This is a genomic window from Streptomyces collinus Tu 365, from assembly GCF_000444875.1.
Lineage (GTDB): Bacteria > Actinomycetota > Actinomycetes > Streptomycetales > Streptomycetaceae > Streptomyces > Streptomyces collinus_A.
In genome coordinates, this window is the sequence record NC_021985.1 from 5,239,787 (window position 1) to 5,264,804 (window position 25,018).

A 25,018-nucleotide genomic window follows, 5' to 3' on the forward strand; every position below is an offset into this window, starting at 1 on the left:
ACGTCCCGGTCGCGGGGCGGTTGCCGGGTGCCGCCGGGTGCCCCGGCCCCCTTCGCGGGTGATCGCCGGCCCCTTGGCGGCGGGCTGTCCCCGGCCTGCACCGCTCGCGGACGTCTGGTCGCGGAGCGGTCGGCGGGTGCCGCCCGGTCCCGGACCGCACCGGTCGCGGGTGCCCCCGGCCCCGTCCCGTTCGTGCCGGGCCCCCGGTCCCGGCCCCTCACCGGTTGGCGGCCGACCCCGCCCTCGGGGCTGTTCGCGGGTGTGCCTCACTCCCGGGCCTGCCCGCTGCTTGTCTGCCGCGCCTGGACCTCGTACGCCGCCGGCCCCGGCTCCGCGCCGTTCGCGGCGGCGGCCCGGCGTCCGACCCGTTCGCGGAAGTGCCCCGGCGACCCCCCCGTTCGCGGGAGTGTCCCGGTCCAAACCCCGCTCGCGGGGGAGTCCTGTGCCTGTCGTGCGGGGGTGGTGGGGCGGTCCTGCGCCGGTTGGCGGGACGGGGCGGATGCGGGTGACGGATGGGCGGTTCCGGCCGCTCTTTCCTATGTGACAGCGCAGTATGTGACAGCACACCAGGAGACCAGGCCGCACGCCGCGGCGAAGCCCGTGCGGTGGGCGGCGGACGCGGTGGCCACCATGCGCGAGGGTGCCCGGCTGCGCCTCGACTACTCGGCGCAGAGTCTGTGGCGGGTGGACCGGCTGATCGAGGAGATAAGCCGCGAGGGACCGCCCTACGCGGCCGTCGAGAGCGTGCTGCGCGGCTTCGCCGCCTACGCCGGCGAGGTCGTGGTCCGCCAGACCGGCGCCGAGTGGTGGGCGAGCGGCGGCGACCACTGGCTGCGCACGCCCGACGGCAGGCTCTGGGACCCCTTCGACGAGGCCCGCCGGTGCTACGCCGGCCAGGGTTCGCTGCGCCTGCTGTGCCGGGACGCGTCCGCCTCCGGCTGACACCCGTCCGGCCGGGCCCCCTCGCGCGAGAACGGGCCCCGGCCGGACGGATCAGCGCGCGGTCACGGTGTCAGGGCCGTGCCCAGCGCCGCGGCGGCCGGTGTCCCGAGCGTCTTCCCGCTCAGCACCGACGTCTGGGCGTAGCCGAGCCCCGTGCTGGTGCTCGGCAGGTACATCAGGATGCCGTCGCCGCCGTCCTCGCCCGCGACACCGAACGTCAGATCGGCGCGCCCGTAGCCGGACAGGTCGGTCAGCGACACCGAGGAACCGAACGTGTCGCCGGACTCGGTGGCGCCGGGCACACCGGAGGTGTCCTGCGAGACGGCGATCGCGCCGGAACCGGTCAGACCGCCGGCGCCGCCCTTGACCAGCAGCGCGGAGCCCGCGTTCGAGCGGTTCGCGCCGGACCGGGTGATGTCCTCGCCGGGCAGGCCCGCGAGCACGTCGGGATACCCGTCGCCGTCGTAGTCGCCGAGCGAGACGGAGGCGCCGAGCGCGTCGCCGGACTCGTCGGCGCCGGGGACGCCCGCGGTGTCCTGGTGGACGGTGGTCATGCCGGTCGTGGTGAAGCCGGTCGCCGAGCCGCGCACCAGGGTGACCTGGCCGCCCGGCCGGCCGCCGGACTCGCTCGCGTACGGCTGCCCGATGACGATGTCGTCGTAGCCGTCGGCGTCCACGTCGCCCGCGGCGACGGCGCGGCCGCCCTTGACCGAGATGACGCCCACCTTGGCCAGACCGCTCGCCGAGCCCGCGAACCTGACCACACGTCCGGTACCGCCCGCGTCCCGGTAGTCGAGCGCCACGTCGGCGTAGCCGTCGCGGTTGAAGTCGCCGGTCGCCGCGTCCAGGTGGGCGACCGCGCCGGTGGCCGTGGTCAGTGTGCCGGCGGCGGTGGCACCGCCGGTGAGCCGGGCGTTCCAGTTGCCGCCCTTGCCGGTGCCGGCCGCGAACACGTCCGCCTTGCCGTCCCCGTCGAAGTCGCCGACCGCGACGGTCGAGCCGAGCCCGGCGCCGGTCGAGGTGACACCCCCGGAGGTGGTGTAGGAGTAGCCGGAGTTCAGCGCCGGCCCGTAGAGCACGGTCACCGCGCCCCGGTCGGCGTGGCCGCTGGTGTCGTCCTCGCCGGGCGCGCCGACCACGAGGTCGGCGTAGCCGTCGCCGTTGACGTCGCCCCAGGCGGTCGCGGCGCCGAAACCGTCACCGGTCTCGGAGGTGCCGGGCACGCCCGGGCTGCTCTGGGTGAGCGTGACCTTCCGGGAGACGGCCGGTCCGGCGGTGCCGCCCGGCACGACCGTCACCGAGTTCGCCTTCGGGGTGCCGGCCACCAGGTCGGGCAGGCCGTCCCGGTCGACGTCCGAGGTGGGCAGCGCGTGCGAGACGCCCGGCGTCCTCGCGAGCGTGGCGATCAGCGGCAGCTTCTTGTAGAGGTTGTCGCCGGGGCAGGCCGTGGCGTTGGTGTCGCGGTGCCCGAAGACCCGGGGCAGGGTGATCTGCCGGCCCTTGTCGACCAGGTTGCCGTCCTGGCCCTGGGGGCTGCCGGAGGTCAGCGTGACCTTGCCGGCCGGGTCGACGCCGTACATCCCGAACTTCCAGGCCACGACCCGGGCGATCGAGTCGAGGGCGGCCCGCGACGGCCGCGCGCTCATGTAGTTGCCGATGTAGGAGATGCCGACCGTGTCGGTGTTGAACCCGATGTCGTGCGCGCCGACCACCGGCAGGTCCATGCCGCCGCTGCGGCCCTCGAAGATCTGCCCGCAGCGGTCGACGACGAAGTTGTAGCCGATGTCGTAGTAGCCGCGGGAGAAGTGCTCCTGCTGGATGGTCCGCATCCGGGCCCGCGAGTCGGCGCACGACAGCGTGTTGTCGCTGTCGACGCCGGTGTGGTGGATGACGGCCGCCTTGATCGTGGTGCCGTAGCTCGGCGTGCCGTCGTAGTCGGTGGAGGCGCCCCATTCGGCCTGCGTGATGATCGGCGGCTTGGCGACCGTGGACGGGACGGGGGCCGGGACCGTGCTGGACGGGGACGGTGAGACGGAGCCGGACACCGAGGGGGAGGCGGACACCGACTCCGGGGCCGACTCCGTGTCGGTGGGCTCGGGCGACCCGGAGGGCGCGGAGTCCGTCGGCGCGGGTGTGTCCGACGCCGGGGAGCCGGCCGGCCCGGGTGTGGTCGTCTCCGCCACGAACGCGGCCGGCCGCGGGCCGCTCGCCGGGTCCGTGCCCGGGTCCAGCAGCTTGACGTCCATGCCGGACGGCTGGCCGCCCGCCTCGGTGCCGTCGGCCTTCACCACGCGCACCTGGACGCCGTCGGAGTCGCCGGTCCACAGCGAGGCCGTACCGCCGCGCACGGCGGTCCCGGCCCGCGCGGCCTCCGCGCCGTCGGCCTGGTACGGGTCGTCCGGCAGCTTCCGCCAGCCGGACCATGTGCCGCTCTCCCGGTCCCGGGTGCGCACCTCCGGCGTGCCCTCGGCCTCGGCGTCGGCGTCGTTCCAGGTCAGCAGGACGGCGCTGAACCGGGCGGTGCCCTTCTGCCCGAGGCCCCGGCGGCCCGAGCCCCGGTTCTCCAGCTTCAGCGTGTGGACCGCCGGCGCCCGGCCCTGTCCGCCGCCGGACCGCGCCCCCGGGTCCGCCATCGCGTACGTGACGATGCCGGCTCCGCTCAGCACGACCGCACCGGCGGTCAGCCACGCCCGTCTCCTCAGACCGATCGGCCTGTACGCACGGGACCTGCGAGGACTCAACTACCCCACCCCTAGACAAGAATCACGACGGCACCAGAAGTCACGGGCGCCACTTGGACAGCGCACGCACCTGACCGAACGTCACCCGGCGGTCCGCCGTCACGGCTCCGGAGCCGTCCGCGGCGGGGAGCGGTTCACGCGCACCGCTAAGGTCGCTCAGCCACAGCCACAGCCAGGGATCGGCGGACGACATGACGAGCATCGAAGCGCTGGAGGCCGCGCTTCCGGCGATGACACGGTGGCGTGTGCCCGGCGGGCGCGACGTGGACTGGGCCGTCCTCGAAGCGGCGCTCGGGACGGCGCTGCCCTCCGACTTCCGCGCTCTGGCGGAGGCCTATCCGGTCCTGGTCGTCGACGACTTCCTCGTGGTGTCCGCCCCGGCGCCGGGTGCCGAGGCGTCGTGGGGAGCCGCGTGCCGGGAGGACGAGATCCTCCAGGACCTGTACGAGATGGGCGACACCGAGGACTACGTGCCCTATCCCCGGCCGGGCGGCCTGATCTCCTGGGCGGAGTCCAACGCGGGGGACGCCTTCTACTGGCGGACCGGCCCCACGGACCCGGACGCGTGGCCGGTGGTCGTCCGCACGGACAACGCCGAATGGTTCGAGTTCCCGGTCGGCGCCGTAGCGTTCCTGGCCGGCGTGTACGGGCGCACCATCGACGTCCCGGGCATGCCCGGGAACTTCCCCGGCGACGACCCGCGGGTGCTGGGCCTGAGCGACTGAGCCGCACGCCGCCCGGCCGCCCTTCGGGCGACGAGGCCACTTTCGCGACAGGCCCTAGTCCGCCGTGACCCCCCAGTACCCGATGTGCGTCGGCTCGCCGTCCGTGTACAGGACCGTGCACCTGCCCCGAGCGCGGCCGGGTGCTCCGTGCTTGTCGGCCGGTGCGGGGCAGCGTAGGAGGCGGCACTGACAGCGGCAGCGGCAGCGGCACGGGCAGCCGTGTGCCCGCGGCTGTGACACATCCGTGCGTCCCGGCGCTGATCAGCGTGGGGCATGCGACACGGACGGCCGTGTCACACCATGCCGAGTCGACGTGGGCACGGGCCCGGGCCCGTGCCGCCGGTACGGACGAGGACGGTTCTTGGGCCAGGGACGAGAGCCCCGTCGCCAGCAGGCGCGCGACGGGGAGCTGGGCGCGGCCGTCGCGCGGGCCCAGGACGGGGACGAGAGCGCTTTCGCGGTGGCCTACCGGATCGTGCAGCCGGGCCTGCTCGGCTATCTGCGCGGGCTCGTCGGCGAGGACGCGGAGGACGTGGCCTCCGACGCCTGGCTGGAGATAGCCCGCGACCTCGGCCGGTTCAAGGGCGACGGCGCCGGCTTCCGCGGCTGGACCGCGACCATCGCCCGCCACCGGGCCCTGGACCACCTGCGCCGGCAGCGGGTACGGCCCCGGGGCACGGCGCTCGAACAGGACGTACTGGAACTGCCCGGCCCGCACAGCACGTACGAGCAGGCGCTGGAGTCCCTGTCGACCGAGCGCGCCCTGGCCCTGCTGCGCGGGCTGCCCCGCGACCAGGCCGAGGCGGTCCTGCTGCGGGTGGTGGTCGGCCTCGACGGCCCCGCCGTCGCCCGGGTCCTCGGCAAGCGTCCCGGCGCGGTGCGCACGGCCGCCTACCGAGGGCTGAAACGGCTCGCCCGGCAGCTGGGCGCGCAGGACGCCGCGGACGCGGGTGTGACGGATGACGGCCCCCGGACGCTGGGGGAGTCGAAATGAACGGCGACGGCCACCGGCCGTATACCTCCACGGGAACCGGTGGAGCGAGGCGCCCGGCGGATCCGGGCGGCCGGGCCGGACGGACCAGGAACGGGAACGGACATGGGTGAACGGCACAGCGGCGACGGGCCGCCCCGGCGCCGGCACGCGCACCCGGCCGGCCTCGTCGACGGACCTCTCCCGCCCGGCGGCGGGGCCGCCGGCGCCGACTTCGAGGCCCGGTTCGCCGCCGCGCTGCGCCCCGACGCCTGCGACGCGGGGGCCGAGGAGCGTGCCGTCGCCGCGTTCCGCACCGCCCGGGACTCCGGCGCGCTCGGCTCCAGGACCCGGCGCCGGGACGACTGGCGGCCCCGGACGCGGTGGTTCGGACGGCTCTCGCCGAAGGCCGCGCTCTCCGTGCTCGTCGCGAGCCTGACGATGGGCGGCGTCGCCTTCGCGGCGATCGGCTCCGCCGGGTCCGGCGAGCAGGGCGGCGACCGGCACCCGGCCCGTCCGTCGGCCGGCGCGCCGCAGCGGCCCGGCGCGGCGCCGCACGCGTCCGCGTCGGGAACCCCGTCGGCACGCCGGGACCACCCGGCCACCGCCAAGGACACCCTGGCGCACTGCCGCGCCTACGAGCACGTGAAGGGCCACGGCAAGGCGCTCGCCTCGACGGCACGGCAGCGGCTGGTCACGGCAGCCGGTGGCGAGGCGAACGTCCCGGCCTACTGCGCCGGACTGCTCGCGCGGGCGGCCACGCCCGGAGCGGGCAAGGGCAACGCCACGCACAGCGGCGGCAACAGCGGAAACAGCGGTCACGCCGGAAACAGCGGCAACGGCAGCACCGGCGACAGCGGCCACGGCAGGAGCTCCGGCGGCGACAACGCCAAGAGCGGCGGGAACGGCAGGGCCGGCGCGAAGAAGTGAACCCGGGCACTCACCCCCGCCGGGGGTCGGCGGATTCCGGGCGAATCGGGGCCGTGGTCCTGGGACCGGGGCAACGGCCGGGGCCGCCACCCCCCACAGGAGAGGCCCCGGCCGTCGCGCTCGCGGACCGCTCGGCGGCCCGTACTTCCTACAGCGCCATGAGTGCGTTTTCTGTCACACCCTGTCCTCCCGCACTGAGTCACGAGTTAGTTGCATCTTCTACAGACATGGACGAAGAGCGGTTTCACGCCGTAACGTGCCTTTCGCGCCGGACCGAACACAGGCGTAAAGGGAGTGCGGTGCTGGGGGACGACGCGGAGCTGACCGCCGCGGTGCGTGCGGCACAGGGCGGGGACGAGACCGCGTTCCGTACGGTGTACCGCGCGGTGCACCCGAGGCTGCTCGGATACGTGCGCACGCTGGTCGGCGACCCGGACGCCGAGGACGTGGCCTCCGAGGCGTGGCTCCAGATAGCCCGGGACCTCGAACGGTTCAGCGGCGACGCGGACCGGTTCCGCGGCTGGGCCGCCCGGATCGCCCGCAACCGGGCCCTCGACCACATACGGATGCGCGGCCGCCGCCCCGCGATAGGCGGCGACGAGACGGAGCTGACCGGCCGGGCCGCCGAGTCCGACACGGCCGGCGAGGCCATCGAGGCCCTGACCACCGACAGCACCCTGTCGCTCATCGCGCGGCTCCCGCAGGACCAGGCCGAGGCGGTCGTGCTCCGCGTGGTCGTGGGCCTCGACGCCAAGTCCGCCGCCGAGACGCTCGGCAAGCGCGCGGGAGCCGTGCGCACCGCGGCACACCGTGGCCTGAAGCGGCTGGCAGAGCTGCTCGGCGACGATCCGGAATCGGGAAGCGGCCTCGACGCCCTCCCGCCCCAGCGAGAACCGCGCCGTCGCGCGGTGACGTCCGCCACTGTGACGCATACACGTGCGCGGACGCAGAAGGACATGTGATGGCCGACGAGCAGGACAAGTGGCTTACCGGTGACATGGCGGAACGTCTGCTGCGCGGTGAGTCGCTGGAAGCCGTCGACAGCTCCGCCCCTGACCAGGCCCGCAAGCTCGCCGAGGCACTGGCCGCGCTCTCCGCCGGCGCGGCCCCCGCGACCGGTGAACTCCCCGGTGAGCAGGGTGCGCTGGCCGCGTTCCGCAAGGTCCGCGAGGAGGCAGAGGCCGAGCGGGCCGCCGCCGCCTTCGGCACCGCGGGCACCGGCGCGGGCTCCGGTGCGGACGCGCGCGACGCGGACAGCGGGCTGGTCCGGATCGGCCGCCCGGCCCGTAGCGGAACCCGCTCCCGGCGCCCGGCCTGGGCCCGTCCGGTGCGCTTCGCGCTCGCCGCCGTGGTGGCCGCGGGCACCCTCGGCGGGGTCGCGATGGCCGCGGGCGGCGGCGTGCTGCCCAATCCGTTCCGCGACGAACACCCGAAACCGGTCACCTCCGTCTCCACCGCGCAGTCCTCGGACCGCCCGACCGACACCTCCTCGCCGCGGCCCCCGCTGGGCCTCGTGCCGGGCACCCCCGACGGCAGCCTCGCCCCGTCCTCCGGCGGCAGCCCCTCGGGCACGGCCGCCGGACCCGGCCGGGACGCCGGCGGGCAGGTGACGCCCGGGTCCGGCGACCCGTCCGCCGCCGGCACCTGGCGGCGGGAGGCCGCCGCGGCCTGCCGCGACCTGCGCGACGGCAAGGAGCTGGGCGGCGACCGCAGGCGGGCCCTGGAGAGCCTGGCGGGCGGCCCCGTACGGGTCACCCGGTACTGCCGGGCCGTCCTCGCCGAGCAGAACGGCTCCGCCGGTCAGGACAAGGGCCAGGGCGGCGACACCGGCAACGGGAACGGGAACGGGAACGGCAAAGGGGGCGGGAACGGCAAAGGGAACGGGAACGGCAAAGGAGACGGCGAGGGGGGAGGCAACGGCGACGGCAACGGACAGGGCGACGACGACGCTCACCCGGGCCGGGGCCACGGCCGCGACCAGGGCGGTCACGGCGGCCGTCACCGCGGGAGCGTCGTCTCTCCCGCCCCCTCCGCCTTCGCGCCCGTGACCCCCGGCCGCCGGCCGGGCACGCCCGCCGCCTCACCGAGCCCGTCCTACAGCGCGCTCTGACCCTTCGTCCGCCGCGCCCGCCCGGACCTCGAATCACGCCGCTGACCTGTGCTTCTGTCCGACCCGGAAACTTTTTTCCCGGAGGGTGTGACGTTTCCGGGGACCGCGACGCAGTAATGAGTGAGCCGACTGGTCATCGGCCGTCGCACTGAGCCGGGGTTCCCCCCGTACCCACGGCTCGTGCACCTGGCGCGGGCGGGACACGTTCCCCCGGTCCCGCCCGCGCCCCAAATCCCTCACCTCTGCGCGTTCCTCGCGTCCCTCACCAGTGGACGACGACCTTGTCGCCCACCCTCACCTGGGCGAACAGCTCCGAGATCGCCGCCTCGTCGCGCACGTTGACGCATCCGTGCGAACCGCCCGCGTACCCGCGTGCCGCGAAGTCGTAGGAGTAGTGCACCGCCTGGCCCCCACTGAAGAACATCGCGTACGGCATGGGGGAGTGGTAGAGCGTCGACACGTGGTGCCGTGACTTCCAGTACACGCGGAACACCCCCTCGCGGGTCGGGCTGTACTGGGCGCCGAAGCGGACGGACATCGTCTCGACCGTGCGCCCGTCGACCATCCAGCGCAGCGTCCGGCTGGTCTTGCTGATGCACAGCACCCGCCCGGTCAGGCAGCGCGGGTCGGGCGGGTCGGCCGGCTGACCGCCCATCAGGTACAGCTCCCACCGGCCCGGCCGGTGCGTCATGGCCAGCAGCCGCCGCCAGGTGGCCGTGTCCAGCTCGCCCGTACGGGGCAGCCCGCGCTTGCCCTGGAAGCCGGCGACGGCCCGCTCGGTCAGGTCGTCGTAACTGCCCGTCGGACCGTCGAACAGCCAGTCGACCTGGCGCAGCCGGGCCTGCAGCTCGCGCACCCCCATGCCGCTGTCCCCGCGCGACCACAGGACCGGGCCCGAGGGCCGGGCGGGCTGTGCGGCCGGCCGGTGCGCCCGCGTCCCGGCGGGGGCCGGGGCCGTGCCGGAGGGCAGCAGGACGCGCACCGGCGAGCGCTGCTTGCCGTCCCCGTCCGGGGGCTGCACGGTGCAGCCGCTGAGCGCGGCGAGGGCGGCGACCGAGACGAGTACGGCGGCGGGTCTGACCGGGAGCCTCATGCCGGGGATGCTTCCCCGCGTGACCGCCGCCGAACTACGGGGCATGGTGAGGAGGTGACAAACCGTACTTCCGGAGGCATCCATGACGCGTGAGTCGGAGTCGGGGCTGCCGGTCGAGCCGGTCTACGGGCCGGGCGACCTGACCGGCTGGGACCCGGAAGGCAAGCTCGGCGAGCCGGGCGCGTACCCGTACACCCGCGGGGTGTACCCGACGATGTACACCGGCCGCCCCTGGACCATGCGCCAGTACGCCGGCTTCGGCACCGCCGCGGAGTCCAACGCCCGCTACCGGCAGCTCATCGCGCACGGCACCACCGGCCTGTCCGTCGCCTTCGACCTGCCCACCCAGATGGGCCACGACTCCGACGCGCCCCTCGCGCACGGCGAGGTCGGCAAGGTGGGTGTGGCGATCGACTCGATCGAGGACATGCGGGTGCTGTTCGACGGCATCCCGCTCGACCGGGTCTCCACCTCGATGACGATCAACGCCCCGGCCGCGCTGCTGCTCCTGCTCTACCAGCTCGTGGCGGAGGAACAGGGCGTACCGGCGGACCGGCTGACCGGAACCGTCCAGAACGACGTCCTCAAGGAGTACATCGCGCGGGGCACGTACATCTTCCCGCCGGGGCCCTCCCTGCGGCTCACCGCCGACATCTTCAAGTACTGCACCGCCGAGATCCCGAAGTGGAACACCATCTCGATCTCCGGGTACCACATGGCGGAGGCGGGCGCGTCCCCCGTGCAGGAGATCGCCTTCACGCTCGCCGACGGCATCGAGTACGTCCGTACGGCGGTGGCGGCGGGCATGGACGTGGACGCCTTCGCCCCCCGCCTGTCCTTCTTCTTCGTGGCGCGCACCACGCTGCTGGAGGAGGTCGCCAAGTTCCGCGCGGCGCGCAGGATCTGGGCGCGCGTGATGCGGGAGGAGTTCGGCGCGAAGAACCCCAAGTCGTGGATGCTGCGGTTCCACACCCAGACGGCGGGCGTGCAGCTGACCGCCCAGCAGCCGGAGGTGAACCTCGTCCGGGTCGCCGTCCAGGCGCTCGCCGCCGTGCTCGGCGGCACTCAGTCCCTGCACACCAACTCCTTCGACGAGGCCATCGCGCTGCCGACGGACAAGAGCGCGCGGCTCGCGCTGCGCACCCAGCAGGTGCTGGCGTACGAGACGGACGTGCCGGCGACGGTGGACCCGTTCGCGGGTTCCTACGCGGTGGAGCGGATGACGGACGACGTCGAGGCGGCCGCCCTGGAGCTGATGGGCAAGGTCGAGGACCTCGGCGGCGCGGAGGCGGCGATCGAGCGCGGTTTCCAGAAGGCGGAGATCGAGCGGAACGCGTACCGCATCGCGCTGGAGACGGACGCGGCCGAGCGGGTGGTCGTCGGCGTCAACCGGTTCGAACTGGCGGAGGAGGAGCCCTACGAGCCGCTGCGGGTCGACCCCGCGATCGAGGCCCGGCAGGCGGAGCGGCTCGCCCGGCTGCGGGCCGAACGGGACCAGGGGGCGGTGGACACCGCGCTGGACGCCCTGAAGAAGGCGGCCGAGGGGGAGGACAACGTCCTCTATCCGATGAAGGAGGCGCTGCGGGCGCGCGCGACCGTGGGGGAGGTGTGCGGGGCGCTGCGCGAGGTGTGGGGGGCGTACGTACCGTCCGACGCGTTCTGAGCACCTGCGCCGTAGGCGCTGTCGGCCCCCCGTGCGACACTCCTTGCCATGTTCGGCGTCATCGATCTCCCCACCTATCTGGCCGGTCTCGTCCTGATCGTCCTGCTGCCCGGTCCCAACTCCCTCTACGTGCTGTCGGTGGCCGCCCGGCGCGGGGTCCGGGCCGGCTACACGGCCGCTGCCGGCGTCTGGTGCGGCGACACCGTGCTGATGACGCTGTCCGCCGCCGGGGTCGCCTCGCTGCTCCAGGCCAACGCCGTGCTGTTCGGCATCGTGAAGTACGCCGGTGCCGGCTATCTGACCTGGCTGGCGATCGGGATGCTGCGGGCCGCCCGGGAGATGTGGCGGACGCGGCGGGAGCGGGTGCTGGAGAACGCGGCGAGCGAGGAGGACACGGCGGCCGCCGTCGAGCGGCCGCTGCGCCGGGCCTTCGTCGTCAGCCTCTTCAACCCCAAGGCCATCCTGTTCTTCGTGGCCTTCTTCGTGCAGTTCGTGGACCCGGGCTACGCCTATCCGGCGCTGTCCTTCGTCGTCCTCGGCGCCTTCGCGCAGCTCGCCAGCGTCCTGTACCTGAGCGCCCTGATATTCGGCGGCACCCGCCTCGCCGCCGCCTTCCGCCGCCGCAAGCGCCTGTCGGCGACGGCCACCTCGGCGGCGGGCGCCCTGTTCCTCGGCTTCGCGGTGAAGCTCTCGCTGGCCAGTACGTGACACCCGGTCCGCTGCCCGGCCGCCGGCTGACCGCCGCTGCGGCGCCCGTCGTTCGACGCCTCAGCGGAGCCCGACCCGGGTGAGGTACGCGTCCAGGCCCGTCTCCGTGTCGCCCGCCCAGCCGACGTAGCCGTCCGGGCGGATCAGGAACAGCCCGGGGCCGTACGAGGCGGGGGCGGCCGGGAGTGAGCGCACCCCCGGGGCGGTCGTCGTCGCGCCCAGCAGCGTCCAGTGCGGACCACGGAAGGCGTCGAACAGCCGGACGCCGGCCACCACGCCGTCCGGCGCCCGGCCGCCGGCCCGTACCCCGGCCGGAGCGGCGCGCCGCTCCTCGCTCAGCGACGACTCCGGATACCCCAGTGCGAGCTGCACCGTCGCCGCGCCCCGCCGCACCTGCCCGCGGTGCACGCCCGTCGACAGGCCCAGCACGGCCGCCGCGTTCGGGCGGCGCTCCTCCTCGTAGGTGTCCAGCAGCGCGCCGGACGCCCCGTCGCGCAGCACCGCGCCCAGCTTCCAGCCCAGGTTGTAGGCGTCCTGGACGCTGGTGTTCAGCCCCTGGCCGCCCGCCGGCGAGTGCACGTGCGCCGCGTCGCCCGCGAGGAGGACCCGGCCCACCCGGAAGCGGTCGGCTAGCGCGGCGCGCGGCCGGAAGTCCGACGCCCAGCGCAGCTCGGTGACGTCGTCCGCGTCGAGGTGCGTGTACGCCGCGACCAGCCTGCGCACGCCGTCGAGGGTCGGTTCGGGCTCGGTGCCCTCCGGCAGCTTCCCGGCGAGCTGGAACTCCTCGGTGCCGGCGAGCGGGCAGAGCATGAGGCCGGTGCCGTCGGCCCCCGGGAAGGCGTGCCAGTGCTCCCGGTCCAGGCCCCGCACCCGGACGTCCGCCACCACGAACGGGCTGGGGTCGACGCTCTCCCCGGTCATGCCGACGCCCACCGCACGCCGCACCACCGAGCGGCCGCCGTCCGCCGCCACCACGTACCGCGCCCGGACCGCCGTGCCGTCGGCGAACCGCACCTCGACGCCCTCGGGGTCCTGCTCCAGAGCGGTCACCTCGCGTCCGAAGGCGACCCGTCCGCCCAGTTCCACGAGTCGCGCGTGCAGGATCTCCTGGGTCCGCCACTGCGGCACCAGCAGCGGCTCGGTGTACGGCGCGCCCTCGTCGGCCGGCACGGGGTCGAACATCGGCTGCTCCCCGACGCGTTCGCCGTCCTTCCAGACCATCCGCACCGGGTAGGGGCCGCCGGCCGCGCGGAGCGCGTCCAGCACGCCCAGGTCGTCGAAGACCTCCTGGGTGCGCGGCTGGATCCCCTTGCCGCGTGAGCCCGGGAACAGCTCCGCCGCCCGCTCCACGACCAGGGCGTCCACCCCGCGCCTGGCCAGGTCGACGCCGAGGGCCAGGCCGGTGGGACCGGCTCCCACGATCAGGACATCACGCATGATTTCCCCTTAACGTTGTTAAGTGCCGTCGCCCGCAAGGCTGCCCTTAACGCTGTTAAGCTGTCAAGCGTGAGTACGGAACGACGCACCCCGCTGGACCGCGGACGGGTCGCGGACACGGCCCTGCGGCTGCTGAACGAGGTCGGCCTGGACGGCCTGACCCTGCGCGCCATCGCCAGGGAGCTGGACGTCAAGGCGCCCGCGCTGTACTGGCACTTCAAGGACAAGCAGGCGCTGCTCGACGAGATGGCGACGCTGATGTACCGGCGGATGGTCGCGGGGACGGCGCTCGATCCCGCGGACACCTGGGAGGAGCGGCTGCTCGCGGTCAACCGCGGGCTGCGCGCCGCCCTGCTCGGCTACCGCGACGGCGCCAGGGTCTTCAGCGGCTCACGCTTCACGGGCACGGACCACGGGCGCGAGATGGAGGCGCACCTGCGCGTCCTGACGGCGGCCGGGCTCACCCTGCCCCAGGCGGTCAACGCCGCCCGCACCGCCACCCTGTTCACCCTCGGGTTCGTCACCGAGGAGCAGGGCGTGCGGCCCCTCCCGGGGGAGCGCCGGGAGGGGTACGGCATCGAGGAGCGCGCCCGGCGGTTCGCGGAGTTCCCGCTCGCGGCCGAAGCGGGAAAGGTGCTTTTCGACGACTACGACGGGCAGTTCGAGGAGGGCCTCGCGCTGGTGGTCGCCGGTGTCCGGGCGCGCTACGGAATCACCTGACTCAGTCGTTCCGCTTTCCGTCTTTCGTCAGGGTGATTTCGCCTGTACGCCCGGTGTGCGGGGATTCTTCAGTGCCTTCCTCAGGCGCGGGCCGAATGGTTTCTCCACGAACCGGTGCATCAGATACGCGAGCAGCAGCATGCCCAGCACCGTCGCCCCGAGCGTCGGCCACGCGGGCAGGCCCAGGCCCCGGTGCAGCACCCTGATGGCGAACCAGCCCAGGTGCTCGTGGACCAGGTAGAACGGGTAGGTCAGCGCGCCGGCCGTGGCCAGCCAGGGCCAGTTCATCCGGCCGGTCCAGCCCAGCGCCACGGCCGCCACGGCGGCGAAGGCCAGCGTGACGACCAGCAGGATGACCAGCGGGTCGCGGACGAGGTCCCCGTGCGCGCCCGGGTGCCACAGCCCGCGCGTGGCGGTGCTCTGGCCGAGCAGCCAGGAAGCGGCCACGATGCCCCACAGCAGCAGGTCGCCGCCGAAGCGGTGGATCAGGTAGAGGGCGAGCCCGCCGACGAAGAACGGGGCGTACTCCGGCATCACGAGCTGGTCCGTCAGCTCGTTGCCCGAGGTGCGGCACACCGCCGCGGCCAGCGTCCACGCGCAGGCGAACAGCACCACCCGGCGGTAGGTGACCCCACGTGCGACGACGAACACGGCGAACAGCGCGTAGAAGCGGACCTCCGCCCACAGCGTCCAGCACACGCCCAGCACGCGCGGCGCGCCCATGGGCTGCTGGAGCATCGTCAGGTTGACCAGGAACTCGTCGGGGCGGACCGCGTGCACGACGGCGGGCAGGGCGAGCGCGGCGCCGGTGACCAGCACCAGCGCGACCCAGTAGGCGGGATAGAGGCGGGCGACCCGGGAGCGGGCGAAGTCGCCGAGCGTACGGCCCCAGCCGCTCATGCAGATCACGAAACCGCTGATGACGAAGAAGAACTGGACGCCCAGACAGCCGTACACGGCCACCTGGGACAGGCCCGGGAAGAGGTGCGCGGGCGACTGGTGCCAGGACGCCGACACCGTGCCGCCGCGCCCGGCGTAGTGGTAGAGGCAGACCATCAGGGCGGCCAGGAGTCGCAGGCCGTCCAGGGCGAGCAGCCGGCCCCGGGCCGGGCCGGGAGCGGCCGGGCCGGGCTCGCAGGCGTGGGCGGCGGGAGCGGCGGCCGTGTCCGGCGCGGCGGACGCCGGACCGGTGGCGAGGGCGGGAGAGGAAGCAGACATGGTGCCCGGCCCCTACCCGGGAAAAAGACGTACGGGTGAACGAAATCGGACGGCGTGGCGAAGGGTTGGACCGTCGACCAGTCCGCTTCCCGAAGACGGCGTACTTCCTCCGGGGCACCGAGCGTCGTGGCAGGTCACCCAGGAGGACGCCGCCCGGATCCGGACGGTGCTGTGCCGGTGCACGCCGCGGAGAGCGGGCCCCTGCCGGGGCCGCCCTCCGCAGCGGTGAGGAAGAGGTGACATCAGCGGCGCACGACCCGGCGCAGACCGCGCGCCTTGCGGGCCATCCGGCGGACCGTGGCGTTGCGCGGGATGAAGGAGAGCTGCGCGGGGATCCCGCCCGGCAGCGCGAGCGAGGTCAGGCGCTTGCGCTTGAAGTAGCGCAGGGTCCGCTGGTCGTGGTTGCCCGCGAGGTACCGCTCGGTCTCCGCGCGCAGCCCGGGCAGGATCTTGGGCTGCATCGCGAAGCCGACGGCACGCACCAGCGCGCCGAGCGCCTCGACGTCCGTGCCCCGGCGCTGCGCGGTGACCGCGGCCTCGTCGCCCAGCTCCGGCAGCAGCGCGTCCACCACGGTGACCGGGATCCGGTTGCTGTTCTCGAACGGCGTCAGCCGCTCGAGAAGCAGGTCGGTGCCGACCCGGGCGACGGGCAGGCCGTACAGGGCGGAGGCGGTGAGCAGGGCGGTGGAGAAGCAGCCGACGACCAGCGCCGGACGCATCCGCTGGTACAGCACCTCGGCGAGGACCGGGGTGTCCAGCACGGTCAGGTCCACCCCGAGCTTCTCGGCCTCCTGCTCCAGGGTGCGGGTGAAGCGGGCCGGCGCGGTGGGATGCGGCTTGAACACGACCGTACGGTGCCCGAGCCGGACGGCCCCCTCGAGCATCCGGACGTGCAGGTCCTCCTCCTGCTCGGCGGTGAGGATGTCCAGCGCGGACAGGTACTGGCCGAGCAGCAGCGCCGGCTCCTCCGCCTCGGGCAGGCCGTCGCCGAGGGGGGCGAGTTCGGCCAGCACCTTGGTGAAGGCCGCGGTGGGCACGATCTCCCCCGGGACGCCGAACTCGGTGAGCAGCAGCGGTTCGAGGCCCGGCACCAGGTCGAGGTGGAGCACCCGGTCCACCCGGGTGCCGACCAGCGGGTCGATCTTGTTCCGGGTGGGCCCGTAGCTCATCAGGCCGTCGGCGTAGACGGTGACCGGGGCGCCGGTGAAGATCTGGGCGAGCGCGAGCGAGGGGTTGACCTGGATCGATTCGACGGCCATCTCGACGTCGTCGTCGCCGAGGCGCCACTCGTGCCGCAAGTACCGCTCCCACAGCGGCAGGTCGTCCGGCCGGGGCGCCCAGCCGCCGGGGTGGAAGGGGAAGATCGCCTCGTTGTACGACAGCACGTCGTCGAACCGGTCGCGCAGCCGCTCGAAGCCGGGCATCACCTCCAGGCCCGGCGTGGTCTCCGGGGTGGCCGCGTTGTTGCAGACCAGCAGGATCCGGCGGTCGGCGGGACGGAAGCAGCCGGAGTCCAGGGCGGCGGCGAGCGTGGCCGTGCCGTACAGCGTCGACGCCTGGAAGATCTGGGTGGTCACGCGGCGACCCCCGCGGGGGCGGGCCGGCGGCGCAGCCGGCGCAGCCGGGTGGCGCGCTGGAGGTCCATGGAGTCCAGCGCCTCGTCCAGCACGTCCTGCGGCATGCGCCGCAGGGCCGCGGCGCTCAGGGATTTCAGCTTCTTCGCCACCGCCGGCTCGAACCTTTCGATGGATCCCAGGTGATGGGAAATGATGGCGCAATACGTGCGCACGGCCTTCGGCAGAAGAGCCCCGGCTTCCGGGTCCCCGGCGGTTTCCGCGACCACCTGGTCGAACGCGCGAATGAAATCGAGTTGCCGGACATCGCCGATCTGGGTGAGGGAGGAGGCGACTCCGCGCCGGTAGAACACACCGAGCAGGCTCACCGCGGCGAAGGATTCCGCCTCCCGGTGCAGTTTCCAGATCCACGGCCGGTCCTCGGCCGTGCGCAGCCCGTCCGTGAAGTGCAGCAGGCCCCGGTCCACCAGGCGGCGGTGGTAGATCCCCGCCCAGGCGTAGGCGTAGTCCACGGAGGTCGACCGGTCGGCGGGCAGGATCGCCGCGCGCGGGTCCAGCACCGTCTCGCGCCGGCCGACCGGCACCCGGTGCACGGTCCTGGCCCGTGCCGTGCACTGCACGTGGTCCGTGCGCAGGAAGTCGCAGCCCAGCTCGTCCATGGCCGCGACCAGCCGCGGGTAGTAGCCGGCGGCGAGCCAGTCGTCGCCGTCCAGGAACGTCAGGTACTGGCCCCGTGCCCGGTCGATACCGGTGTTCCGGGCCGTCGCCAGCCCCCCGTTCCGCTCGTGGCGGACGAGGACGGCGCCCGGCAGCTCGCGCTCCGCGCGCGCGAGGATCTCTGGTGTCCCGTCGCGCGAACAGTCGTCGACGAGAATGAATTCGAAGTCCTCACGCGCGTTCGCAGCGAGGCTCCTCAGGGTGTCGGGCGCGTATTGCCGCACGTTGTAGAACGGCACGATGACGGAGAGCTTGACCACGTCAGGGACGTTAGGGGGAAGCCCGTCATGTGTCTTGACGCTCTCCTTGATGCAAAGTGAACGACGCATGGCGAAGCTGTGAACCAGGTCTTTTTCCGGCGCGTTCCCGAGCCGATTCGCCATTCGGCGGTGTGCTGTTAACCGTTTGTTGCATTCGGGTTGGGCGGAACCTCGGAATGCCTTCCTAGCGTCTTCGGCGTGCCAGTCAGTGCAACGAAGTCCCTGCGGGTCGCCGTCCTCGCGGATTCCGACACCCGGTGGAAGTGGGGCGCGCTCACCGCGCAGCGCGTCACTCCCACGGGCGACGGTCTCCGGCTCGACGGCTACCTCCTGCGGGGCCGAGCCACCCCCACCGCCCGCCAGCTGACCGAAGTCGGCGTCCAGCCGGACTCGCTCCGCGAGGTCACCGGCGCCGAGTTCCTGCGCGTCATGGCCGAGGAGTCCTACGACGTCCTCGTCCTCGCCCTGGTCGGCGGCGGGGTGCAGGCGATGCTGCACGGGCTGCGGAACGCGTGGGGCGGCTCCGGCCGGCGTCCCGTCGTCGTCACCGGCTACGTCGGCGTCGTCTACGAGAAGCTCGCCGACGGACTGCTGCTGCGGCACGGCGCCGACCTCGTCCTCGCCAACTCCCGGGCCGACGCGGAGCGTTTCCGCGCCGTGTACGAGGGAGTGGGCGCCGACGCCACGGCCGTCACCGAGGTCGCGCTGCCCTTCCTCGGCGGACAGCCGTACACCGGCGAACACGACCCCTACACCGTGGTGTTCGCCGCCCAGCCCTCCGTCCCGGACAGCCGCAAGGACCGCACCTACCTGCTGGACCGGCTGATCCAGCACGCCCGCAGGCACCCCGAGCGCGAGGTGCTGCTGAAACTGCGCTCCCGGCCCGGCGAGCACACCACGCACATCGAGGAACTGCCCTACCAGAAGCTGGTCCAGGGCAAGGACCTGCCCGCCAACCTCCGCCTGGTGTACGGCCACATGGGCGAGGTGCTGGACCGCACCGACCTGCTGGTCACGGTCAGCTCCACGGCCGCCCTCGAAGCCCTGCACCGCCGCATCCCGACGGTCGTCCTGACCGACCTGGGGGTGCGCGAGGTGCTCGGCAACCACCACTTCACCGGCTCCGGGTGCCTCGCCTCCTGGGACCAGCTCGACGCCGGGCACCGCCCCGCGCCGGACGCGACCTGGGTGGCCCGGCAGGGCGTCGCGCCCGGCGGGGAGGGCTCGTACGCCACCGCCTTCGACGCGGCCCGCGAGCGCATCGCCCGGCTGCTGGACCGGCCGGGCGGCCTGCCGCCCCTGAACCCCTACTACACACCCGAGACCGCGCCCGGCTATCTGCCCGGCATCCTCGCCCGCCACCACCTCGGCCCCGACGGCGCCCCGCTGCCCGGCGCACCCGCCGCCGACAAGCAGCCAGGACCCGTCCGCCAGATCGTGCGCCGGGCCGCGCGCGGCGCCTACCGCCACGGCGTGCAGCGCGTGGCCCCCGTGATCCGACGAATGGGAGAGCTGTGAGCGACCGGATCCCCCGGCAAGGAGTGGACCACATGACCGACGCCGACCACGACGCCCCCGCGGTGCGCCGCGTGCTCGCGGTGATCCCGGCACGCGGCGGCTCCAAGGGCGTCCCCGCCAAGAACCTCGCCCCCGTCGGCGGTGTCCCGCTGGTGGCCCGCGCGGTCCGCGAGTGCCGCGCCGCCCGGCTGGTGACCGACGTGGTCGTCTCCACCGACGACCCGGCCATCGCCGCCGCCGCCCGGCAGGCCGGCGCCGAGGTCGTGCTGCGCCCCGCCGCCATCGCCGGCGACACCGCCACCTCCGAGGCCGCCGTCCTGCACGCCATGGACGTCCACGAGGCCCTGCACGGCACGGCCGTCCACGCGGTGCTGCTGGTGCAGTGCACCAGCCCGTTCCTCCTGGGCGAGGACATAGACGGGGTCGCCTCCGCGGTGGTCGAGCACGGCGCGGACACCGCGCTCACGGTCGCGCCGTTCCACGGCTTCGTCTGGCGGGACGCGGCCGACGAGCTCCCGACGCGTCCCGCGGCGGACGCGGCCCGCCCGGTGAGCGCCTCCGGCACCCGAGCGGTGGTCGCGGCGGCGGACGGCCCCGCGGCCGCGCCCGCCGGCGGCGGCTACGGCGTCAACCACGACAAGTCCTTCCGCCCCCGCCGCCAGGACCGCCCGCAGGACCTGCTGGAGACCGGTGCCGCCTACGCGATGGACGCGGCCGGCTTCCGCGAGCACCGGCACCGCTTCTTCGGCCGCACCGAGCCGGTCCGCACCGACCCGGCCCGGGTGCTGGAGATCGACGACCCGCACGACCTGGCACGGGCGCGGGCCCTCGCGCCCCTCTTCGACGCGGACCGGCCCGGTTCGCTTCTCCCCGCCCACGACGACATCGACGCCGTGGTCCTCGACTTCGACGGCACCCAGACCGACGACCGGGTGCTGATCGACTCCGACGGACGGGAGTTCGTCTCCGTGCACCGCGGGGACGGACTCGGCATCGCGGCCCTCCGCCGGAGCGGCCTGAAGATGCTGATCCTGTCCACGGAACAGAACCCGGTGGTCGCCGCCCGCGCCCGGAAGCTGAAGCTCCCGGTGCTGCACGGCATCGACCGCAAGGACCTCGCCCTCAAGCAGTGGTGCGAGGAGCAGGGCATCGCGCCGGAGCGCGTGCTCTACGTCGGCAACGACGTCAACGACCTCCCGTGCTTCGCCCTCGTCGGCTGGCCCGTGGCGGTCGCGAGCGCCCACGACGTCGTACGCGGCGCCGCACGCGCGGTCACCACCCTCCCCGGCGGTGACGGCGCGATCCGAGAGATCGCCAGCTGGATCCTCGGCCCCTCTCTCGATTCCCTCCCCAAGTAAGGACATCCCCTGATGAGCACCAACTCCCGTCTGCGTACGTTCGGTTCGCGCGAGGTCGGCCCCGGCCGCCCCGTCTACATCTGCGGCGAGATCGGCATCAACCACAACGGTGAGCTGGAGAACGCGTTCAAGCTGATCGACGTGGCCGCCGACGCCGGCTGCGACGCCGTGAAGTTCCAGAAGCGCACCCCGGAGATCTGCACCCCGCGCGACCAGTGGGACATCGAGCGCGACACCCCCTGGGGCCGGATGACCTACATCGACTACCGCCACCGGGTGGAGTTCGGCGAGGACGAGTACCGCCAGATCGACGCGTACTGCAAGGAGAAGGGGATCGACTGGTTCGCCTCCCCGTGGGACACCGAGGCCGTCGCCTTCCTGGAGAAGTTCGACGTCCCCGCCCACAAGGTGGCCTCCGCCTCCCTGACCGACGACGAGCTGCTGCGCGCCCTGCGTGCCACCGGCCGCTCGGTCATCCTCTCCACCGGCATGTCCACCCCGAAGCAGATCCGCCACGCGGTCGAGGTCCTCGGCTCGGACAACATCCTCATGTGCCACGCCACCTCGACCTACCCGGCCAAGGCCGAGGAGCTGAACCTCCGCGTGATCAACACGCTGGAGAAGGAGTTCCCGAACGTCCCGATCGGCTACTCCGGCCACGAGACCGGCCTGCAGACCACGCTCGCCGCGGTCGCCCTCGGCGCCACCTTCGTCGAGCGCCACATCACCCTCGACCGCGCCATGTGGGGCTCCGACCAGGCCGCCTCCGTGGAGCCGCAGGGCCTCACCCGCCTGGTGCGCGACATCCGCACGATCGAGGCCTCCCTCGGCGACGGCGTCAAGAAGGTCTACGACTCCGAGCTCGGCCCGATGAAGAAGCTGCGCCGCGTCAGCGGTGTCGTCGCCGAGGCGGAGATCGCCGCGGCCGCGGGCGAGCCGGTCGCGGTCTGAGCGCCCTGATCGCCTGACGGATGCCCTTACGACGGGACGGTCGCACGCCGATGAGCCCCCGCGCCGGTCACGCCGGCCACCCCGCCCGCACGCTCGCCTTCGTGGAGAGCCCGGTACAGCTGCTGAACGTACTGGAGTGGGCCCACCTGCACGGCCTGCGCGGCGCGGACCCGGCCGGGCCGCCCGCTCACGCGGTTCCCTCCGGGGCCTGGGGTGCGGCTCCGGCTGTCCGGCCCGACGCGGCTCCGGCTGTCCGGCCCGACGCGGCTCCGGCTGTCCGGCCCGACGCGGCTCCGGCTGTCCGGCCCGACGCGGCTCCGGCCGTCCGGCCCGACGCGGCGGAGTCGTCCCGTGTCGGGGGTGCGGTTCCGGAGGTCTCGTCCGATGCCGCGGGCGCGGTTCCGGCCGCCTCGTCCGGGTCCCGGGGTGAGGGGCCGGCGGAGGTGTCCGGTGGCGGGGATGCGGTTCCGGAGGTCTCGTCCGATGCCGCGGGCGCGGTTCCGGCCGCCTCGTCCGGGTCCCGGGGTGAGGGGCCGGCGGAGGTGTCCGGTGGCGGGGGTGCGGCCTCGGCTGTCGCGTCCGTGCCGCCGCAGGTCCGGCGCGCGGTGGTCGGGGCCGGGCTGCCGGGGGACGACGCGGAGCTGACCGTCGTCGTGCTGGCGCCGACCGATCCCATGACCCGGGGTCAGCTGCGCCGGATGGCCGACCTGGCCCGGGACGAGGGGTACCGGGTGCGCTGGGAGGAGGCGCGGGGCGGCACGACCGCGCCCTTCCACACCATCGGCGGCCTGGCCGGCCCGCTGCGCCGCGCCGACCGGATCGTCATGGGCGACCCCTTCTCCCGCTACGTGCAGCTCCTGCTCACCATCACCCGCGCCCGCGACCTGGTGGTCGTGGACGACGGCACCGCGACCATGGAGTTCGTCGCCCAGCTCGCCCGCGGCGAGCGGCTGGTGCGCTGGCACCGCAAGGGCGGCCGCCCCGGCCCCCGCGACCTGCTCTTCGCCCCCGTCTCCTCCTCGGCCCGCCGCCGCCTCACCCCGAGCGGCCGCCGCCGGGTCGAGGTCTTCTCCTCCATGCCGGTGACGGAGACCCCCGAAGGGGTCACGGTCACCGTCAACGACTTCGCCTGGACCCGGGCCCGCTTCGGCCCGCCCCGCATCACCCGGGGCGCCGACATGGTCGGCACCTCCCTGGTGGAGACCGGGGTGGTGGACGGCGACCGCTATCTGGAGGCCGTCCGCGACCTGGCCAAGGCGCACGGCGCCACCCGCTACTTCGCGCACCGCCGGGAGAACACCGCCAAACTGCACCGGCTGGCCGCCGAGACCGGCCTGGAGATCGTCCGCCCGGACCTCCCGCTGGAGCTGATCGCCCGCCGCGGCCCCATCGGCCGCACGATCCTCAGCTTCCCCTCCACCGTCGTGCACACCCTGCCCCTCGCCCTGGCCGGCACCGGCGTCCGCGTCGCGGTCTGCGACATCGACCCGGGCTGGCTGACCCAGAACGCCTCTCCACGCGCCCAGGGCTTCCTGTCGGGCGTCACGGACACGGCACGGGACGTCCACCGCCTGGCGGCGGTGGCACTGGCCTGACCTCACCCGGCCTGACCTCACCCGGCCGGGCCTCAGGAAGCCGGGTCCGGACGGTGGACACGCCGAGCGGGAACCTGGGTAGGCATGGTATGCGTGGAAGAGGAAACAGTGGTTTTACCCATCGAAGTTCGCCGCCATGCGCCCAACGGTCAGATTTTCTTCCCCTAACAGATTGAACTTTTGTTGATCGAGGGTCAGTTGACCGCCCGGGCGTCCTACCCTTCAGAGGGTGAACCAAGTGATGTCCCGAGAGTCCGAGGCCGATGTCCCCGGGGACGTGCTCCCCGGCGTGCTCAGCGAGTCCCTGCACGCCGAACTGGTCGCCTTCCGGCGCGACTTGCACATGCACCCCGAGCTGGGAAACCAGGAGTTCCGCACCACCGCCGCGATCAAGGAGCGGCTGGAGCAGGCCGGGCTGCGCCCCCGCGTCCTGGCCACCGGAACCGGCCTCCTCTGTGACATCGGGGTCCCGGAGGGCACCCGGCCCTCCGTGCCGATGCTCGCCCTGCGGGCCGACATCGACGCCCTGCCCATCCCGGACACCAAGGCGGACTGCCCGTACCGGTCCACCGTGCCCGACCGCGCCCACGCCTGCGGCCACGACGTGCACACCACGGTGGTGCTCGGCGCCGGGCTCGTCCTCGCCGACCTGCACGCCAAGGGCCTGCTGCCGCGCCCGGTGCGGCTGGTCTTCCAGCCCGCCGAGGAGGTGCTGCCCGGCGGCGCGCTCGGCGCCATCGGGGACGGCGCGCTCGACGACGTGGGCCGGATCCTCGCCGTGCACTGCGACCCCAAGGTCGACGCCGGCCGGATCGGTCTGCGGCACGGGCCGATCACCAGTGCCTGCGACCGCCTGGAGGTCGCGCTCGACGGCCCCGGCGGCCACACCGCGCGTCCGCACCTCACCACCGACCTGGTCACCGCGGCCGCCCGGGTCGCCGTGGACGTGCCCGCGATCGTCGCCCGGCGCGTCGACACGCGGGCCGGCCTCGCCCTGACCTGGGGGCGGATCGAGTCCGGCCACGCCCCGAACGTGGTCCCGCAGCACGCCGAGCTGTCCGGCACCGTCCGCTGCCTGGACCTCGACGCGTGGCGCGAGGCCCCCGACATCGTGCACGCGGCCATCGACGAGGTCGCCACCCTGCACCGGGCCAAGTCGGAGATCAACTACGTCCGTGGTGTGCCGCCGGTGGTCAACGACCGGGAGTCCACCGAGGTGCTGCGCCGGGCCATGGTCGCCCGGCGTGGTGTGCGCTCGGTGGAGAGCACCGCGCAGAGCCTGGGCGGCGAGGACTTCTCCTGGTACCTGGAGAACGTGCCCGGCGCCATGGCCCGCCTCGGCGTCCGCACCCCCGGCGACCGCGTGGGACGCGATCTGCACCAGGGCGACTTCGACGCCGACGAGCACGCGATCACGGTCGGGGTGGAGATGTTCACCGCGGCGGCCCTGCTCGACGCTCTCTAGGCCGGACGGGGCCTGCGGGTGCCTGCGGCGCCTGTGCGGGTGGGTGGGGGTTGCGGTAGCGCCCGGTGTGGTTTTCGTGTCGGGGGTGGGGCGGGGGGTGTCCGTCCTCGGAACGGCGCGGAATCGGTCGGTTGAGAGGGCTCCCGACGTTGACGCGCCAACCGCTGCGGGCGGACACCCCCCGCCCCACCCCCTTCCCGCCGTGGGCGACTGCGGCATCCGTCCGGCTCACCGTCGATACGGGGGTGGCGGGTGACTGCCGCGGCCCGGCCTCGAATCTGGCGCCCCGGCAGCCCACCCAGGGGCGCGGCCTCGGCTCTGAT

General features: G+C 73.9%; 21 protein-coding genes. 14 read left to right on the forward strand and 7 right to left on the reverse strand.

The genetic code is table 11. From position 1 onward, the window contains the following. Positions 1-555 precede the first annotated feature (555 nt). Positions 556-942, forward strand: a complete 387-nt coding sequence (locus B446_RS22930) for a hypothetical protein (RefSeq protein ID WP_078614780.1) — start codon at positions 556-558, stop codon at positions 940-942. A 62-nt stretch (positions 943-1,004) separates the two neighbouring features. Here the strand turns inward: B446_RS22930 and B446_RS22935 are convergent, their stop codons facing one another. Then, positions 1,005-3,608 carry an FG-GAP-like repeat-containing protein gene (locus B446_RS22935; protein WP_020941808.1) on the reverse strand — a complete coding sequence of 868 codons (2,604 nt, stop codon included), beginning with the start codon at positions 3,606-3,608 and terminating at the stop codon, positions 1,005-1,007. Between the two features lie 115 nt (positions 3,609-3,723). Beyond that, positions 3,724-3,876: a hypothetical protein gene (locus B446_RS39260; RefSeq protein WP_158506770.1), complete on the reverse strand. Its 153-nt coding sequence runs from the start codon at positions 3,874-3,876 to the stop codon at positions 3,724-3,726. Between B446_RS39260 and B446_RS40395 the strand changes: the two genes are divergently transcribed. The 5 genes from B446_RS40395 (at position 3,875) to B446_RS22960 (ending at position 8,418) form a co-directional block, all read left to right on the forward strand. Beyond that, complete coding sequence (locus B446_RS40395) at positions 3,875-4,408, forward strand: hypothetical protein (protein WP_020941809.1); 534 nt, start codon at positions 3,875-3,877, stop codon at positions 4,406-4,408. The genes B446_RS39260 and B446_RS40395 overlap by 2 nt on opposite strands. A 361-nt stretch (positions 4,409-4,769) precedes the next feature. Beyond that, positions 4,770-5,402, forward strand: coding sequence for an RNA polymerase sigma factor (locus B446_RS22945; RefSeq protein ID WP_020941810.1), 633 nt, complete (start codon positions 4,770-4,772; stop codon positions 5,400-5,402). A 102-nt stretch (positions 5,403-5,504) separates the two neighbouring features. Next, positions 5,505-6,308, forward strand: coding sequence for a hypothetical protein (locus B446_RS22950; protein ID WP_020941811.1), 804 nt, complete (start codon positions 5,505-5,507; stop codon positions 6,306-6,308). A 299-nt stretch (positions 6,309-6,607) separates the two neighbouring features. Next, entirely contained in the window at positions 6,608-7,270 is a 663-nt protein-coding gene (locus B446_RS22955) for an RNA polymerase sigma factor (protein WP_020941812.1), read from the forward strand. Continuing rightward, on the forward strand, positions 7,270-8,418 hold the full coding sequence (locus B446_RS22960) for a hypothetical protein (protein ID WP_020941813.1): 1,149 nt from the start codon (positions 7,270-7,272) through the stop codon (positions 8,416-8,418). The genes B446_RS22955 and B446_RS22960 overlap by 1 nt, the downstream gene beginning before the upstream one ends. A 262-nt stretch (positions 8,419-8,680) precedes the next feature. Here B446_RS22960 and B446_RS22965 read toward each other — a convergent pair whose 3' ends face one another. Further along, positions 8,681-9,511, reverse strand: a complete 831-nt coding sequence (locus B446_RS22965; protein WP_020941814.1) for a L,D-transpeptidase family protein — start codon at positions 9,509-9,511, stop codon at positions 8,681-8,683. A gap of 82 nt (positions 9,512-9,593) precedes the next feature. On the opposite strand from B446_RS22965, the gene B446_RS22970 reads away from it, so the two are divergent. Beyond that, the gene (locus tag B446_RS22970; protein ID WP_020941815.1) at positions 9,594-11,174 is read left to right on the forward strand and encodes an acyl-CoA mutase large subunit family protein; all 1,581 of its coding nucleotides are present in this window, start codon (positions 9,594-9,596) and stop codon (positions 11,172-11,174) included. Positions 11,175-11,222: 48 nt separating this feature from the next. Then, the gene (leuE, locus tag B446_RS22975; RefSeq protein WP_020941816.1) at positions 11,223-11,882 is read left to right on the forward strand and encodes a leucine efflux protein LeuE; all 660 of its coding nucleotides are present in this window, start codon (positions 11,223-11,225) and stop codon (positions 11,880-11,882) included. 60 nt (positions 11,883-11,942) lie between these two features. Here the strand turns inward: leuE and B446_RS22980 are convergent, their stop codons facing one another. Beyond that, positions 11,943-13,319: an FAD-dependent monooxygenase gene (locus B446_RS22980; protein WP_020941817.1), complete on the reverse strand. Its 1,377-nt coding sequence runs from the start codon at positions 13,317-13,319 to the stop codon at positions 11,943-11,945. 69 nt (positions 13,320-13,388) lie between these two features. On the opposite strand from B446_RS22980, the gene B446_RS22985 reads away from it, so the two are divergent. Further along, positions 13,389-14,039: a TetR/AcrR family transcriptional regulator C-terminal domain-containing protein gene (locus B446_RS22985; protein WP_020941818.1), complete on the forward strand. Its 651-nt coding sequence runs from the start codon at positions 13,389-13,391 to the stop codon at positions 14,037-14,039. Positions 14,040-14,066: 27 nt separating this feature from the next. Here the strand turns inward: B446_RS22985 and B446_RS22990 are convergent, their stop codons facing one another. The 3 genes from B446_RS22990 to B446_RS23000 form a co-directional block, all read right to left on the reverse strand. Beyond that, complete coding sequence (locus B446_RS22990; protein WP_020941819.1) at positions 14,067-15,257, reverse strand: acyltransferase family protein; 1,191 nt, start codon at positions 15,255-15,257, stop codon at positions 14,067-14,069. 242 nt (positions 15,258-15,499) lie between these two features. Then, entirely contained in the window at positions 15,500-16,834 is a 1,335-nt protein-coding gene (locus B446_RS22995) for an alpha-2,8-polysialyltransferase family protein (RefSeq protein ID WP_020941820.1), read from the reverse strand. Continuing rightward, positions 16,831-17,808 (reverse strand): glycosyltransferase family 2 protein, encoded by a 978-nt coding sequence (locus B446_RS23000; RefSeq protein ID WP_020941821.1) that lies wholly within the window; start codon positions 17,806-17,808, stop codon positions 16,831-16,833. The genes B446_RS22995 and B446_RS23000 overlap by 4 nt, the downstream gene beginning before the upstream one ends. 198 nt (positions 17,809-18,006) lie before the next feature. Here B446_RS23000 and B446_RS23005 point away from each other — a divergent pair, with 198 nt between their 5' ends. From B446_RS23005 to B446_RS23025, 5 genes are all read left to right on the forward strand, one after another. Next, positions 18,007-19,326 carry a DUF6716 putative glycosyltransferase gene (locus B446_RS23005; RefSeq protein ID WP_020941822.1) on the forward strand — a complete coding sequence of 440 codons (1,320 nt, stop codon included), beginning with the start codon at positions 18,007-18,009 and terminating at the stop codon, positions 19,324-19,326. A 32-nt stretch (positions 19,327-19,358) separates the two neighbouring features. Further along, positions 19,359-20,684 carry an N-acylneuraminate cytidylyltransferase gene (locus B446_RS23010; protein WP_020941823.1) on the forward strand — a complete coding sequence of 442 codons (1,326 nt, stop codon included), beginning with the start codon at positions 19,359-19,361 and terminating at the stop codon, positions 20,682-20,684. A gap of 12 nt (positions 20,685-20,696) precedes the next feature. After that, a complete protein-coding gene (locus tag B446_RS23015) occupies positions 20,697-21,635 on the forward strand; it encodes an N-acetylneuraminate synthase family protein (RefSeq protein WP_020941824.1) in 939 nt (312 codons plus the stop codon). Positions 21,636-22,216: 581 nt separating this feature from the next. Then, positions 22,217-23,230, forward strand: coding sequence for a hypothetical protein (locus B446_RS36485; RefSeq protein WP_078614928.1), 1,014 nt, complete (start codon positions 22,217-22,219; stop codon positions 23,228-23,230). Positions 23,231-23,471: 241 nt separating this feature from the next. Next, on the forward strand, positions 23,472-24,695 hold the full coding sequence (locus B446_RS23025; RefSeq protein ID WP_020941826.1) for an amidohydrolase: 1,224 nt from the start codon (positions 23,472-23,474) through the stop codon (positions 24,693-24,695). The last annotated feature ends 323 nt before the right edge of the window (positions 24,696-25,018 follow it).

What these genes read in the sequence shown, in the direction of transcription:
- B446_RS23010 (WP_020941823.1), top strand. Translation starts at nt 19,359, where the DNA reads ATGACCGACGCCGACCACGACGCCCCCGCGGTGCGCCGCGTGCTCGCG.
- B446_RS39260 (WP_158506770.1), bottom strand. Translation starts at nt 3,876, where the DNA reads ATGTCGTCCGCCGATCCCTGGCTGTGGCTGTGGCTGAGCGACCTTAGC.
- B446_RS22965 (WP_020941814.1), bottom strand. Translation starts at nt 9,511, where the DNA reads ATGAGGCTCCCGGTCAGACCCGCCGCCGTACTCGTCTCGGTCGCCGCC.
- B446_RS40395 (WP_020941809.1), top strand. Translation starts at nt 3,875, where the DNA reads ATGACGAGCATCGAAGCGCTGGAGGCCGCGCTTCCGGCGATGACACGG.
- B446_RS23015 (WP_020941824.1), top strand. Translation starts at nt 20,697, where the DNA reads ATGAGCACCAACTCCCGTCTGCGTACGTTCGGTTCGCGCGAGGTCGGC.
- leuE (WP_020941816.1), top strand. Translation starts at nt 11,223, where the DNA reads ATGTTCGGCGTCATCGATCTCCCCACCTATCTGGCCGGTCTCGTCCTG.
- B446_RS22990 (WP_020941819.1), bottom strand. Translation starts at nt 15,257, where the DNA reads ATGTCTGCTTCCTCTCCCGCCCTCGCCACCGGTCCGGCGTCCGCCGCG.
- B446_RS22970 (WP_020941815.1), top strand. Translation starts at nt 9,594, where the DNA reads ATGACGCGTGAGTCGGAGTCGGGGCTGCCGGTCGAGCCGGTCTACGGG.
- B446_RS22980 (WP_020941817.1), bottom strand. Translation starts at nt 13,319, where the DNA reads ATGCGTGATGTCCTGATCGTGGGAGCCGGTCCCACCGGCCTGGCCCTC.
- B446_RS23025 (WP_020941826.1), top strand. Translation starts at nt 23,472, where the DNA reads ATGTCCCGAGAGTCCGAGGCCGATGTCCCCGGGGACGTGCTCCCCGGC.
- B446_RS22950 (WP_020941811.1), top strand. Translation starts at nt 5,505, where the DNA reads ATGGGTGAACGGCACAGCGGCGACGGGCCGCCCCGGCGCCGGCACGCG.
- B446_RS22960 (WP_020941813.1), top strand. Translation starts at nt 7,270, where the DNA reads ATGGCCGACGAGCAGGACAAGTGGCTTACCGGTGACATGGCGGAACGT.